Raw genomic sequence first — 13661 nt, 5'->3', positions numbered from 1 at the left:
CGCTTAGCTTAGATTCGCGAGGCTGGACGTGCCCCTGGTTTCCTTCTCGGTTGCTTTCAGTTGCTATAACGGCCGAGTCTGAATTCGACTGCAGCACTTTCGTCGAACTCGCCGGCTTGCACGACAGATAAGCCCTGCGCGCCAAGCGCGCTCAACCACTCCTGATATGCGCCTTCGAGAAACGCGGGGCTCCAGGGAAGGGCATTCGCGCCGAATGCGAGCAATGGGGGACAGCAATGAACGATACGCAGATAATCCGGCTCGTCACTTACCTCGACAAATCCCCAGTCGGCGTCGTTCCAAATAGCATTCAACGCAGCGCCGAGTTCGGGCGTGGTAGCGCAGGGCGGCAGCGGATGAGCAGCTGCAAAACGGCGTCCTACGCGTTGCATTAACTGGCGCAACTCGTCGCGGCCGATCTGGGTATCGAATTCTTCGGCCAGTGCGACCAGCACGCCACGCCATTGCGAGGAAATTTGCCGATCCAGCAGGTAGTCGAGGGTCATGGCCATATTGTTAGAGAGGAAAGCTTCCAGCTAAATGAGCGCGAAAATAGCGATGCGGGGAAATCAGTAGTATTTACTCTGCGACGCCGTGCGATGGACAATAGTACTGATACCGCTTGCCTTTCAGCCGGGAGTCTACTTCAAGGCGATTTGTTTTTGCCACATAACGCACATTAGCAAATAGTTCTGTGGTTAAAGCCCCAAACAGAGGGCAATAAATCCGCTATGTCCATGTTATGTAGTACCACAACCATTAGCGCAAACGTTTAATCCGCTTATTTATTCGTCAGTTTAATCTTGCGCCTCACGCTTGTGTCGCGAAGTTGATGGGACTTGACCGACCGGTGATATTGCATACGCGGTGGCACCGAAATTCGAGCTTCTTGGTGTTTCTTTTTTGGGGGCGGTTTCCCGTTTCTGGGAACGGACATCGCGTGGTCTGGATGTAGAAACTGAAAGGCCCGCAGAAATTGCCGCGTGAGCCGGACGGTGAGATTTGACGGAGGCGGTTGAGCGGGAAGGGGCGTGTGAGACTTTTATTCAGGATCGCGTAGTGATTGGGATACACTTGTTGCGATCGATTTCCTCTGATGAAATATATCTGCAGCAAATAGCGTTACATGGTCACCAACGCGGCAATCACGACATACCGCGCCGTCTTCGCAATGGCGACGATCAGCAAAAACGACCACAAAGGTTCACGCAGGACGCCGGCGATCATGGTCAAGGGATCGCCGATCACCGGCGTCCAGCTTAATAGCAGTGTCCAGCGCCCGAAGCGCCGGTACCAGTTTTCCGCGCGCTCGAGCGCGCGCGGCTTGGTCGGGAACCAGCGGCGCTCGCGTAGTTTTTCGATCGACCGTCCCATTGCCCAGTTGATCGTCGACCCCACCACATTCCCGACGCTCGCCACCGCGACGAGCATCCAGACCGGCTGCTTGCCGGCGATCAGCAAACCAGCCAGCAGCGCCTCGGACTGAAGCGGGAAAAGTGTCGCCGCGACCAGCGCGACCGCGAACAGCCCGCCATATACCGATAAATTAACCATGAGAGAAATGCGGGCAACCGTGAAAGAGGGCGACAGCTTAGCTGTTTTTCTCCGATGCCCCGTTTGGCGATGGTGCATGGGGGATTGAAAGCTTCATCCACAGTTGATACCGTGAAGGGCGGTTGAAACCTCAATTCAGGAGATGTCATGTCTTATATGCTGCTCATCGCCGAACCTGTTGGACAGCGGGCCGAACGCTCGCAAGCCGAAGGCAAGCTGCTCTACGAGAGCATGGTCGAGTTCGGCGCGGGACTGAAAGAGCGTGGCTTGCTGATCGCGAGTGAATCGCTTGCAACCGGCGGTGTGCGCGTCAAGAAACGCGACGGCCAGGCTAGCCTGATCGACGGTCCGTTCGTCGAGGCCAAGGAGATGATCGGCGGGTTCTACATGCTCGATTGCGCGACGAAGGAAGAGGCCATCGAGATTGCATCGGCGTGCCCGGCTGCCGAATGGTGCGAGGTCGAGGTGCGCAAGATCGGTCCCTGTTGGGAGTGATCGTTTTACGCCGGCTTCGAACGTCTCGGCTTCGTGCGCGTTAACCCTCGGCTAACTAAAAATTGTCGATTTCTCCGGGCGTGGTTCGTCGTGGGAATGAGAGCGCGACCAGCATTCTCGTTTGCACACCACGAGGAGAACGACGATGCGATTCATCATCCTGGTCAAGGCGACCGAAAAAAGCGAAGCAGGTGTGCTTCCCGAGCAAGCGCTGATCGGCGCGATGGCGGCCTACCACGAAGAACTGGCGAAAGCCGGCGTGCTACTCGATGCGAACGGTCTCCAGCCGAGCGCCAAAGGCTGGCGCGTGCGTTATGAAGATGGCCGTCGAACCGTAGTCGATGGGCCGTTCCCGGAGACCAGAGAACTGGTCGCGGGCTACACGCTGATTCAGGTGCGCTCACGCGAGGAAGCGGTCGAATGGGCGCGTCGTTTCCCTCCGCCGATGGGCGCGCATGAAAGCAGCGAGATCGAAGTGCGGCAGTTGCTTGAACTGGACGATTTCGGCTCGGGCGAATCAGTCGAGCGTATCCGCGAATTTGAAGCAGCGCGGCGCGGTTAAAAATGGCTTGAACCATTGAATGCAGTTTCTGACAATCCGGCCGGCGCCGGCACATCCAAGTTTTGAAGGGCAATAAAAAATGCATAAGCAGATCTTCATCAACCTGGCAGTGGCGGACCTGCCGAAAGCGCGCGCATTTTTCAACGCGCTTGGCTTCAGCTTCAACCCAACGTTCAGCAACGACCAGGGCGCGTGCCTGATCCTCGGCGAAAACCTCTTCGCGATGCTGCTGGTCAAGCCCTTCTTCCAGACCTTCACATCGAAGACCATCATCGACCCGAGAGAGCAGGTCGAAGCGCTCACGTGCCTGTCGTGCGAGAGCCGTGCCGAAGTCGATGAAATCGTCGCCAAGGCCGTCCGTGCGGGCGGCACGACGCCGCGGCCGGTTCAAGATCTTGGGTTGATGTATGGCCACGGATTCGACGACCTCGACGGCCACTCATGGGAATTCGTGTACATGGACCCGAACGCGGACCCGCACGCGGCGAGCGCCTCGTGAGTGGACCTTCCGGCGAGTCCGGCAGCCAGGAACTGGCCACGCATCGTGCGATAGAGGCGGTGTGGCGGATGGAATCGGCGAAGGTGATCGCGGTCGTGGCGCGGATGGTGCGCGACGTGTCGCTTGCCGAGGAGTTTGCGCAGGACGCGCTGATCGCGGCACTTGAGCATTGGCGTGTGGATGGCGTGCCGGACAACCCGGGCGCGTGGCTCATGACCACGGCGAAGCATCGTGCGCTCGATCGTTTGAGGCAGGATGCGCTGCACGCCCGCAAGCACGAGGAGCTGGGACTCGACATGGATGCGCGCGAGGAGCACGTCACGCCGGATTTCGTGGATGCGCTGGATGCCGCGCGTGAGGACGATATTGGCGACGACTTGCTGCGCCTCGTGTTCACCGCGTGTCATCCGGTGCTGTCCGTCGATGCCCGGGTTGCGCTGACGTTGCGGCTGCTCGGCGGGCTGACCACGGACGAGATTGCGCGCGCGTTCCTGCAGCCTGAGCCGACCATCGCGCAGCGTATTGTGCGGGCGAAGCGGACGTTGTCGGCGGCGCGCGTGCCGTTCGAAGTGCCGAAGGCCGATGCGCGGGCGGCACGGTTGGCATCGGTGCTGGAAGTGATTTACCTGATCTTCAACGAAGGGTATTCGGCGACAGCGGGCGATGACTGGATGCGGCCATCGCTTTGCGACGATGCGTTGCGTCTCGGGCGGATTCTCGCGGGTTTGACGCCTGACGAGAGCGACGTATTCGGGCTGGTTGCATTGATGGAGATACAGGCGTCCCGCACGCATGCTCGCACCGATGCAAACGGCCGGCCGGTCTTGCTGATGGACCAGGATCGCAGCCGATGGGACCCGTTGCTGATCCGTCGCGGGCTTGCAGCATTGGAGCGATCGGAGACGCTGAACGGCGCGCGTGGGCCTTATGCGCTGCAAGGTGCGCTCGCGGCGTGTCATGCGCGTGCGCGGCGGGCAGAGGACACGGATTGGGTGCAGATTGTCGCGCTATACGATGCACTTGTGATGGTGGCGCCGTCGCCTGTGGTAGAACTCAATCGCGCGGTGGCGGTGGGCATGGCGTTTGGTCCGGCGGCAGGGCTTGCGATTGTCGATGAGCTCAGATCGAACGCACTGCTGAAGAACTATCACTGGCTGCCGAGCGTGCGCGGTGACTTGCTGGCGAAGCTGGGCCGTCTGGAGGAGGCAAGGGCGGAGTTTGAGAAGGCCGCGGCAATGACACGCAATGCGCGGGAGAAGGAGTTGTTGCTCGATCGGGCGGCGGAGATGAAGGGGGTGAGGGAATGAGGCGGTTAACGCCCGATCAAACCTCCTCCACCCCCATAGGCGCAACTTCAACCACGACCCGTTCCAGCGCCCGGAACGGCGCCAGCCTGATGTCATCGGCGAGGGTGGTGGTGATCAGGCGCCAATCCCTCTCAAGCGGCGTCCAATGCTGTTGCCGTGCGCGCCCGAGCTTATCGGCATCGGCTAGCACCACAACACCTGCCGCGCGGCGAATGATGCAATCCTTCAGATAAGCCTGTTCCGCGCTGGCCTCGCACAAGCCAAAATCCGCCGCCACGCCATCTGCCCCGAGAAACGCGAGATCCACGCTCAAACGGCTCAGCACGAGTTCGGCCAACGGCCCAAGCGTGCTCATACTCGATGCCCGCAGATCGCCCCCGATCAGCGTGATTCGCATGCCCGGCACATTGGCCAGCGTCATCACTGCAAGGAGGTTATTGGTCACCACATGCAAATCCCGATGCGCACTCAAATGACGCGCAAGCGCGGCGCAAGTCGTACCGCCATCGAGCAGCACCGTGTCGCCATCTTTCACATGCAGCGCCGCAGCTTGCGCAATTGCTTCCTTCTGTTCGCGCTGCGTCGACTTGCGTTCCTCCAGCGACGCTTCCGGTTCATGCGCACCGACCAGCGCCGTCGCGCCGCCATACGTGCGCACGAGGCGGCGCTCCTTCGCGAGCATGGTGAGGTCGCGCCGCACCGTTGCCTCCGATACCCCCAGCGCCTCGCTCAACTGCTCTACGTTGGCGTCGCGTGTGAGGACGAGATCGAGGATGGCGCGGTGGCGGTCGGCTGCTTTCATCGGTGAATACTCATGCGGGGAACAAGGCCGCCGATGTTACACGAGCGCGCATGTTGATCCACCGATCCGCCGATCCGCTCATCCACTCACCCGCGCCGGGTCGCGAGTTCCGCGCCCTGGCGCAGCGCTTCAAGCAGGCTGCGTTCATCGGCGATACCTTTACCCGCAATATCAAACGCCGTCCCATGATCCACCGACGTGCGGATCACTTCCAGCCCAACCGTCACATTCACGCCCGCTTCGAGCCCGAGCACCTTGACCGGACCATGTCCCTGATCGTGATACATCGCGACCACGAGATCGAAGTCGCCGCGGCCGGCACGGAAAAAGAGCGTGTCGGCGGGCAGCGGACCGGTGACATCGAGTCCACGTTCCTGCAGGATCTTGATAGCCGGGATGATCTTCTCTTCTTCCTCGCCGTAACCGAACAAGCCGTTTTCGCCCGCATGCGGATTGATGCCGCACACGCCAATACGCGGCTTCGCAATGCCCGCTTTCACCAGCGTCGCGTTGCCGCGTTCGATCGTGCGCTGCACGAGACCAGGCTCGATCTTCCTGATTGCATCGATGATGCCAATATGCGTCGTCACATGAATCACGCGCAATTGCGGCGCGACCAGCATCATCGAGACTTCCTCCACGCCTGTCAGATGCGCGAGCATTTCGGTGTGGCCGGGATACTTATGACCGCCTGCGTGCAGCGCTTCCTTGTTGAGCGGCGCGGTGCAGATTGCGTCGATCTGCTGCGATTGCGCCAGCTCGACGGCACGCGCTATGTATTGATACGCGGCATCGCCGGCCACCGCCGAGAGCTGCCCGAAGGGAAGGTCGTCGGGGATCAGGTTCAAGTCGATACAGTCGATGACGCCCGCTTCATACTGCGCTTGCGTCGCGTCCTTGATGCGGCGAATTTTAGCGGTGCCGTGCACGAGCTCGTTGGCTTGCTCGAGGCGGCGTGCGTCGCCGATCACGAGCGGACGGCACTGCTCGTAGACCACTTTATGCGTAAGACTCTTGACGACGATCTCAGGACCGACGCCGGAGGCATCGCCCATCGTGATGCCGATTACGGGGAGAGTGTTGCTCATGATGATTAGTTAAACTCCATATAAAGTGGGGCGCGCTGAGGCGTCGTAAATGCTGTGTTTGCGCTCAGTGGCGTTAATGTGTGTTGGTGGCCGCGCCGGTCGTTCGCAATGTTGGCAGTGGGAGTCTTTGTAAATGCTCCCACGCGCCGAACAGCGCGTGTTCGCTGCCGAATGCGCCTGCCTTGGTGACAATGGCGGGGCGTGCCGGGTGCGGCGCGCAAGGCCGCGCTACTGCCACGCCTGCTTCAACTTCGGCCAGCAAATCAAGACTGCTGATGCCGGCTGCGCTCAACATCGCGCGGGCGGTTTCGCCGCCGGTTGCAATCAAGCCGCCGACATGCCTGAAATGCGGCGTCACCAGCGCGGCGAGTGCAGTAGAAAGATGCGCGCCTTCCGATGGATCGAACGCGTCGTCGCGGCCAATGCGCACGAGCAAGTCGAGATGCCGTTCGAGAAAGTCGCCAATCTTCATTTGCCACGCACGCCAGTCCGCGTGCTCGCTGCCCACGCGCAAGACCTCTGGTGGCACGATCAATTCACTCACGCGTGCGCGCTCGCGCAACATCGCGCATTGGCGCTCGGATACGGCCGACAGGCTGCCGACCAGGATCAAAATCGCGCCTTCTTGCTTCTCGTGGACGAGCGCTTCGCGCGGCTCGATATCGAACAGATCGGGCAGCGATGCCAGTTCGCGCGCAAGTCCTCCCGATCCAACCCAGAACATCGGATGCTCGCGCGGGTCAAGTTGCGCGGTGGTTTGCGCGAGGCGCTTGAGGTCATCGCCGGTATGGGCATCGACAATCAGCGCTTGCGCTGACGTTGCCTTGATCCTTTCCCGCAGCGCATTGATATCGCCGCGCAAAGTCTCTACATCGATGGACTCGCAGCGCAAGCCCGCTTCCTCCAGCATCGCCTGGACATTCGCCGGCCTGCCGGCGTTTTCGAGCTTCCACGTGTCCGTGTTTTCCAGCGGCTCGCCATGCACCAGCACGCGGGCCTGGTGCAGCGTGCGCCCGGTCGCGGGAAACGAGGGCGCGACAATCGCCACTCCAGCGAGCGGTTGCAACGCGGCGACTTCAGCTGCCCAGTTGCCGCGCAATGTCGAATCGATTTTCTTGTACACACGCCGGCCCGGCGCGTTCAGCGCGTTGAACGCATCGGCGGTGTGCCGCGCTGCGTCCTGCGGTGAGAGACGGCGCGTGTCGGTGTCGGCGGCGATGACATCGACATCGTCTGCCTCCGCCGATGTATCGAGCGTCACGACCGTGCGGCGTCCCGCACCCGCAAACGCGATGGCGCAATCGGCTGCGCCGGAGAGATCGTCGGCGACGATCAGCATGCTGCGGGTGTTCATCGGGTGGCCTCGTTCGGGACTTTCTGCACGGAGCGGCGCGCTTCGGTTCGCGCGTTCACGCGTTTCGCCACGGCCGCCGTCAGGATGGGCGACACAATAGCAGTCACCACCACGCACGCCGCGACCAGCAGTGTCGCGCTTTTTGCGGCCTCCGCGTAGACCGGATTCGCCGCCGCGATCAGCGCGGGAACCGCCGCCGCATTCCCGGCCGTATTGGCTGCCGCCACGCCGGCCACGCCCGTGCCGCCCGACAGGCGATCCGTGAAATAGAGGGGAATTCCTGTCAGGACCACCACGGCCAGTCCCAGTCCAATGCCAAGCAAGCCTGCTTGCCATACCTTGTGCAAGTCCAGACTCGCGCCCAGCGCAAGCGCGAAGAACGGGATCATCACCGGCACCGCGCGCGCAAGGAAGTCGCGCATTTCGCGATCCAGGTTACCGAGCAGCATGCCAACCGCGAGCGGCAGGATACTGCCCACAAGTGTCGGCCACGGAAACGCGGAAAGTCCCGCCACACCGAGCGTGACCATGGTCAGGAACGGTCCCGATTCCAGCGACATGATGGTGTACGCGCCCACATCTTCGGAACGCCCGTATTGCCCCATCAACGCCATGTAGAGGCCGCCGTTGGTATCGTTCATCGCGGCCACGACGGCAAGCGTCGAGATGCCCGCGAACAGGCCCGACGAGACGGGTTGCTCCCCAAGAAAATGCCCCATCACGATGCCGACGACAATCGCCGAGCCGATCTTCGCCGCGAACAGCGCGCCGCCTTTCTTCAGCAGATACGGGGTCGCCTTGACGTCGATGCTTGCACCCATACATACATAGAACACGGCAAGGATCGGCAACGCGCCAGTGAACAGCGCGCTGGTGAACGACCCAAAGAATTTCGGCATGCCGGGCAGGAACGTCGCGACCAGCGAGCCGATGAGCAAAGGCACGATCATCATGCCGCCGGGAACACGCTCGATTGAGCGCTTGATGGGAAGCTGGGCCATACGGGTCTCCTGTTTGACGAGCGAATTCGAGTTCAATGCTCGAATCGATCACGTGTTTGATTGAAACAGTCAAAAAGAAGTGTAATCCCGTCTTGGGAAATGCGCAAACTGATCGTTTCGATGATCGATTTGATCATTTGTCTGAGAGGTAGGATGCAAGGTGTGCCCGTTCCTTCTACGCCGAACCCGATCAAACATGCTTTCCCGGCGGCTAATAAACTAGCGATATGAGCGCTGCAAAACTATCGGCTTCCAATCCGCTCGACGGCTTCCATCCGGCCGTCGCGGCTTGGTTCAGCCATCATTTCCGGTCGCCCACGGAGGCGCAGAAGCGCGCGTGGCCGCTGATCAAGGCCCGTCAATCGACGCTGGTCGCCGCGCCAACCGGCTCGGGCAAGACGCTGACGGCGTTCCTTGCGGCAATCGATGACCTGGTTCGGGAAGCGCTGGCGAGCAATCAACCGCTGCCCAACGAGACGACCGTGATCTATGTGTCGCCGCTGAAGGCGCTTTCCAACGATATCCGCGTGAACCTGCAGGAACCGCTTGCGGGCATCTCGACCGAGCTTGGGCAAATGGGCTTGCCGCCCGTCGAAATTCGCGCGGCCGTGCGGACCGGCGACACCACGCAGCAAGAGCGCAATGCGGTCAAAAAGCGCCCGGCGCATATCCTGGTCACCACGCCGGAATCGCTTTATGTGCTGTTGAGCTCCGATTCCGGCCGCGCGATGTTATCGACGGTGCGTACGGTGATCGTCGATGAAATCCATGCCGTCGCGGGCAACAAACGCGGCGCTCATCTCGCGCTTAGCCTTGAACGCCTGGAGGCGTTGTGCGTTGAACACGGGCACGAAGCGCCGGTGCGGATCGGGTTATCGGCGACACAAAAACCGATCGAACTCGTCGCGCAATTCCTGACGGGCAACCGGGCGTGTTCGATCGTGGATGTCGGCCATGTGAGGAAGCGCGATCTTGCGCTCGAACTCCCGCCCATTCCGCTTGAAGCCATCATGTCGAACGATGTGCGCGAGCGTGTCTATGACCGCCTCGCCGATCTCATCGCGCAGCATCGCACCACGCTTGTCTTCGTGAATACGCGCCGGATGGCCGAGCGGGTCGCGCGCCATCTCACTGATCGGCTTGGCAAACCCGCGGTCGCCGCGCATCACGGCAGTCTCGCGAAAGAGCAGCGGCTGGACGCGGAGCAGCGGCTCAAACGCGGCGAGTTGCAAGTGCTGATTGCAACGGCATCGCTGGAACTGGGGATTGATATCGGCAATGTGGAGCTGGTATGTCAGCTTGGTTCGCCGGGATCGATCGGCGGTTTCCTGCAACGTGTCGGGCGCTCGGGGCATCAGGTGAGCGGCACGCCGAAAGGGCGGCTCTTTCCGGAGTCGCGCGACGATCTCATCGAATGTGCGGCGCTGCTCGATTGCGTGGCGCGCGGCGAACTCGACATGCTGCACGTTCCCGTGGCGCCGCTCGATGTCCTCGCGCAGCAGATCGCCGCCGAAGTGTCATGCCGTGAGTGGAACGAGGACGCGCTCTTCGAACTCGTGCGTCATGCAATGCCGTATGCATCGATTGATCGTACGCAGTACGACGCAGTTCTGCGCATGCTCGCCGAGGGTTATACAAGCCGGCGCGGCGTGCGTGGGGCGTACGTGCATCGGGACGTGGTGGCTCACAGCTTGCGCGGCCGGCGTGGTGGCAGGCTGACGGCGGTGACGTCGGGTGGCGCGATTCCGGACAATGCCGACTTCGCGGTATTGCTGGAACCGCAGGGCTTGCAGATCGGCACGGTCAACGAGGATTTTGCGGTCGAAAGTCTCGCCGGTGACGTGTTCCAGCTCGGTAATGCGTCGTACAAGATCCTGCGTGTGGAGGGTGGGCGAGTGCGCGTGGAAGACGCGCACGGGCAGCCGCCGAACATTCCGTTTTGGCTCGGTGAAGCGCCCGGACGGAGCAATGAATTGTCGGCGGCGATCGCGCGTTTGCATGCGCAAGTGGACGCGTGGCTGGGAGAACTTTCACTGGACATCACCATCGCGAAGCTGGCCAATCAAACGGGTATCGGCGAAGAAGCGGCGCGGCAGATCGTGGACTATCTGGCGCGCTCACGGTCCGCGCTTTCTGTTCTCCCAACCCAAGACGTGCTGGTCATGGAGCGTTTCTTCGATGCCTCCGGCGGCACGCAACTCGTGATTCACTCGCCGTTCGGCAGCCGCGTGAACCGCGCGTGGGGCCTTGCGCTGCGCAAGCGTTTTTGCCGGACGTTCAACTTCGAATTGCAGGCTGCGGCGACCGAGGACGCGATCATCTTGTCGCTAACGGGCAGCCATAGTTTTCCGCTCGATGAAGTCTGGCGATATCTCCATTCCAATACCGCGGAACACATGCTGATCCAGGCGCTGCTCGACGCGCCGCTGTTCGGCGTGCGCTGGCGCTGGAACGCGACCAACGCGCTCGCGTTGCCGCGCTATGCAGGAGGCCGTCGGGTCGCGCCGCAATTGCAGCGCATGAAGAGCGAGGACCTGCTTGCAACGGTGTTCCCGGATCAGGTGGCATGTGTGGAAAACGTGGTGGGCGAGCGTGACGTGCCGCGTCATCCGCTGGTCGATCAGACGATCGATGATTGCCTGCACGACGCCATGGATTGCGATGCATGGGTCGCGCTTTTAAGACGCATGGAAAGCGGCGATGTACGGCTTGTCACGCGCGATTTGCCCGCACCGTCGCCGTTGGCGGCAGAGGTTTTATCGGCGCGTCCTTACGCTTTTCTCGACGATGCCCCCATCGAGGAACGCCGTACCCGGGCCGTGTTGGCACGAGGCTGGACCGATCCGCAATCGAGCGATGACCTAGGCGCGCTGGACGCCGTGGCAATCGCCGGCGTGCGTGAAGAAGCGTGGCCAACGGTGCGCAACGCCGATGAAATGCACGAGGCGTTATCAGGACTTTCATGCATCACTGATGCCGAATCGCACGCGAACGAGGGTTGGCCGGCGTGGCTTCAACAGCTCGCGGCGTCGGGGCGCGCGACGCGTTTGCAGGTGACATCGGCGGATGGGTTGTGGGTGCCGGTCGAGCGCCTCACATGTCTGCGCGCGGTTCATCCCGTCGCGCCCATGCAGCCGCCGCTGAACCCGCTGCCCGGTTTCGACGAAGCATGGACCGAAGACGATGCGCTCGTCGAGATCGTGCGCGCGCGTCTGAGCGGCTTCGGTCCGCTTTCCACGCCGATTATTGCGCGCGCTTTGGCCGTGCCGGTTTCACCGGTAGCGCTCGCGTTGACGCGTCTCGAAGCAGAAGGTTACGTGATGCGCGGCCGCTTCACGCCGGGCGCGACGAACGCAACCGATGAAGAATGGTGCGAACGGCATCTTCTGGCGCGTATTCATCGATACACCGTGCGGCGTTTGCGGCGCGAAATCGAGCCGGTCGAGTTGCAGGATTTCATGCGTTTCCTGTTCGACTGGCAACACGTCAGCGCGGATTCAAAAGCCGATCCGCATGGCGACGGCCACGACGCGCTGATGCTCGCGATCGAACAACTCGAAGGTTTTGAGGCGCCCGCGGTCGCATGGGAAGATGAGATCCTGCCTGCGCGCCTGAGCGCCTATTCCATGACCTGGCTTGACGATCTAAGCCGCTCGGGCAAGGTTGTCTGGAGCCGTCCGGGCGCTCGTTCGCGCAGCTCGGGCGGACCAGTGCGCACCACGCCAATCGTGCTGCTGCCGCGCCGCAACCTGGCGGCGTGGAGTCCGCTGATGCAATCGATGCAATCGCCCGAACCGTCATCGCGTGCACAACTCGTCTTCGACGCGCTCACGCAACACGGCGCCATGTTCTTCGATGAACTGCGCGCCGACGTTCGCCTGCTTGCGACCGAACTCGAAACCGCGCTGGGCGAACTGGTGTCGCTGGGACTGGTGAACGCCGACAGCTTCGCCGGCCTGCGTGCGTTACTCGCGCCGGCCGCGCGCCGCAACAATTTCGGCCGGCGGCAAAGGCGTGGCGGACGCGGTCATTTCATTGGCGGGATGGACGACGCCGGGCGTTGGGCATTGCTGCGCCGCTCTGAAAATAACGCCGCGCCCGGCGCCGATTCCATCGAACATGTCGCGATGACCCTGTTACGCCGATACGGCGTGATCTTCTGGCGCCTGCTCGAACGCGAGGCCGACTGGCTGCCGCCGTGGCGCGACTTGCTGCGAGTATTTCATCGGCTGGAAGCGCGCGGTGAAATTCGCGGCGGCCGATTCGTGGCGGGTCTGGCGGGCGAGCAGTTCGCGTTGCCCGAAGCCGTGCCGCTGTTACGCAAGATGCGCAACCGGGCCGGCGACGGCAGTTTTATCGCGATCAGCGCGGTCGATCCGTTGAATCTCGCCGGCACTTTGTTGCCCGGGGAGAAAGTGCCGGCGCTGCCGGGTAATCGCGTGTTGTATTGCGATGGCTTGCCGGTGGGGGCGGTTATCGCGGGGAAAACGCGCTTCCTGATTGAACTCGATGCGCAATCGCAGGAGCGCGTGCGCTGGCATCTCGTCCGGCGCAGCTTTGACAGAATGCCTGCTTCCGCATTAATGCCGAGCCTGACCAGCCGCTGAAGAAGCCTCCGGTTCACGATAAAAACCTTTTGATAAAACGTTGGATTTTCTAGCTAAACAGTTCTCCCCGGCATTACCCGGGTGAAACGCATTGTTAAATCTGCAACGCGAAACAAATCCGTCCCTATTAATGAAAGTGGAATGAAAGTTCTGAACCGATTCGACGTCTGATTCAGCGCATACCGGCACTTGCCGGACCTTGTAAGTCGCTGTCCGGCTTGACGCTGACAGTAAAAGAACCAATCAGGATATAGCGACAACTCCTCGTTCCCTTCAGGTCGTTTTATACCCATGCTAAAGTTTTATCGCTGAAAAGCCGTTAAATTCTTTGTGATACCGGGTAATGCCAAAAGCGGAACCCGGCGAAGCTGGAAAATCAAGTCGAACCCTGT

The 13661-nt window shown here is 61.4% G+C and carries 11 protein-coding genes; 5 read left to right on the top strand and 6 right to left on the bottom strand.

Going from position 1 to position 13661, the window contains the following annotated elements; translation table 11 throughout:
• Positions 1–56: 56 nt before the first annotated feature.
• Positions 57–512, bottom strand: a complete 456-nt coding sequence (gene bcsD / locus ACSQ83_RS18275) for a cellulose biosynthesis protein BcsD (RefSeq protein WP_414953310.1) — start codon at positions 510–512, stop codon at positions 57–59.
• A 610-nt stretch (positions 513–1122) separates the two neighbouring features.
• Positions 1123–1554 (bottom strand): YqaA family protein, encoded by a 432-nt coding sequence (locus tag ACSQ83_RS18270; RefSeq protein WP_436229116.1) that lies wholly within the window; start codon positions 1552–1554, stop codon positions 1123–1125.
• A 147-nt stretch (positions 1555–1701) separates the two neighbouring features.
• Here ACSQ83_RS18270 and ACSQ83_RS18265 point away from each other — a divergent pair, with 147 nt between their 5' ends.
• From ACSQ83_RS18265 to ACSQ83_RS18250, 4 genes are all read left to right on the top strand, one after another.
• Complete coding sequence (locus ACSQ83_RS18265) at positions 1702–2049, top strand: YciI family protein (RefSeq protein WP_436229115.1); 348 nt, start codon at positions 1702–1704, stop codon at positions 2047–2049.
• Positions 2050–2194: 145 nt separating this feature from the next.
• Positions 2195–2611 carry a YciI family protein gene (locus ACSQ83_RS18260; RefSeq protein ID WP_414953308.1) on the top strand — a complete coding sequence of 139 codons (417 nt, stop codon included), beginning with the start codon at positions 2195–2197 and terminating at the stop codon, positions 2609–2611.
• 79 nt (positions 2612–2690) lie between these two features.
• Positions 2691–3110, top strand: a complete 420-nt coding sequence (locus ACSQ83_RS18255) for a VOC family protein (RefSeq protein ID WP_436229114.1) — start codon at positions 2691–2693, stop codon at positions 3108–3110.
• The gene (locus tag ACSQ83_RS18250) at positions 3053–4417 is read left to right on the top strand and encodes an RNA polymerase sigma factor (RefSeq protein WP_436229113.1); all 1365 of its coding nucleotides are present in this window, start codon (positions 3053–3055) and stop codon (positions 4415–4417) included. Before ACSQ83_RS18255 ends, ACSQ83_RS18250 begins: the two co-directional genes overlap by 58 nt.
• 16 nt (positions 4418–4433) lie before the next feature.
• On the opposite strand, the gene ACSQ83_RS18245 is transcribed toward ACSQ83_RS18250, so the two are convergent.
• From ACSQ83_RS18245 to ACSQ83_RS18230, 4 genes are all read right to left on the bottom strand, one after another.
• Entirely contained in the window at positions 4434–5219 is a 786-nt protein-coding gene (locus ACSQ83_RS18245; RefSeq protein ID WP_436229112.1) for a DeoR/GlpR family DNA-binding transcription regulator, read from the bottom strand.
• An 86-nt stretch (positions 5220–5305) separates the two neighbouring features.
• The gene (pdxA, locus tag ACSQ83_RS18240; protein WP_436229111.1) at positions 5306–6307 is read right to left on the bottom strand and encodes a 4-hydroxythreonine-4-phosphate dehydrogenase PdxA; all 1002 of its coding nucleotides are present in this window, start codon (positions 6305–6307) and stop codon (positions 5306–5308) included.
• 73 nt (positions 6308–6380) lie between these two features.
• The gene (locus tag ACSQ83_RS18235) at positions 6381–7661 is read right to left on the bottom strand and encodes a four-carbon acid sugar kinase family protein (RefSeq protein WP_436229110.1); all 1281 of its coding nucleotides are present in this window, start codon (positions 7659–7661) and stop codon (positions 6381–6383) included.
• On the bottom strand, positions 7658–8662 hold the full coding sequence (locus ACSQ83_RS18230; protein WP_436229109.1) for a 2-keto-3-deoxygluconate permease: 1005 nt from the start codon (positions 8660–8662) through the stop codon (positions 7658–7660). Before ACSQ83_RS18230 ends, ACSQ83_RS18235 begins: the two co-directional genes overlap by 4 nt.
• Positions 8663–8889: 227 nt before the next feature.
• Between ACSQ83_RS18230 and ACSQ83_RS18225 the strand changes: the two genes are divergently transcribed.
• A complete protein-coding gene (locus tag ACSQ83_RS18225) occupies positions 8890–13269 on the top strand; it encodes a DEAD/DEAH box helicase (protein WP_436229108.1) in 4380 nt (1459 codons plus the stop codon).
• Positions 13270–13661: the final 392 nt, after the last annotated feature.

This window comes from Caballeronia sp. LjRoot29, from assembly GCF_964252755.1.
Taxonomy (GTDB): domain Bacteria; phylum Pseudomonadota; class Gammaproteobacteria; order Burkholderiales; family Burkholderiaceae; genus Caballeronia.
This window is presented reverse-complemented; position numbering and strand designations above follow the sequence as displayed.

What these genes read in the sequence shown, in the direction of transcription:
- bcsD (WP_414953310.1), bottom strand. Translation starts at nt 512, where the DNA reads ATGGCCATGACCCTCGACTACCTGCTGGATCGGCAAATTTCCTCGCAA.
- ACSQ83_RS18270 (WP_436229116.1), bottom strand. Translation starts at nt 1,554, where the DNA reads ATGGTTAATTTATCGGTATATGGCGGGCTGTTCGCGGTCGCGCTGGTC.
- ACSQ83_RS18265 (WP_436229115.1), top strand. Translation starts at nt 1,702, where the DNA reads ATGTCTTATATGCTGCTCATCGCCGAACCTGTTGGACAGCGGGCCGAA.
- ACSQ83_RS18260 (WP_414953308.1), top strand. Translation starts at nt 2,195, where the DNA reads ATGCGATTCATCATCCTGGTCAAGGCGACCGAAAAAAGCGAAGCAGGT.
- ACSQ83_RS18255 (WP_436229114.1), top strand. Translation starts at nt 2,691, where the DNA reads ATGCATAAGCAGATCTTCATCAACCTGGCAGTGGCGGACCTGCCGAAA.
- ACSQ83_RS18250 (WP_436229113.1), top strand. Translation starts at nt 3,053, where the DNA reads ATGGGAATTCGTGTACATGGACCCGAACGCGGACCCGCACGCGGCGAG.
- ACSQ83_RS18245 (WP_436229112.1), bottom strand. Translation starts at nt 5,219, where the DNA reads ATGAAAGCAGCCGACCGCCACCGCGCCATCCTCGATCTCGTCCTCACA.
- pdxA (WP_436229111.1), bottom strand. Translation starts at nt 6,307, where the DNA reads ATGAGCAACACTCTCCCCGTAATCGGCATCACGATGGGCGATGCCTCC.
- ACSQ83_RS18235 (WP_436229110.1), bottom strand. Translation starts at nt 7,661, where the DNA reads ATGAACACCCGCAGCATGCTGATCGTCGCCGACGATCTCTCCGGCGCA.
- ACSQ83_RS18230 (WP_436229109.1), bottom strand. Translation starts at nt 8,662, where the DNA reads ATGGCCCAGCTTCCCATCAAGCGCTCAATCGAGCGTGTTCCCGGCGGC.
- ACSQ83_RS18225 (WP_436229108.1), top strand. Translation starts at nt 8,890, where the DNA reads ATGAGCGCTGCAAAACTATCGGCTTCCAATCCGCTCGACGGCTTCCAT.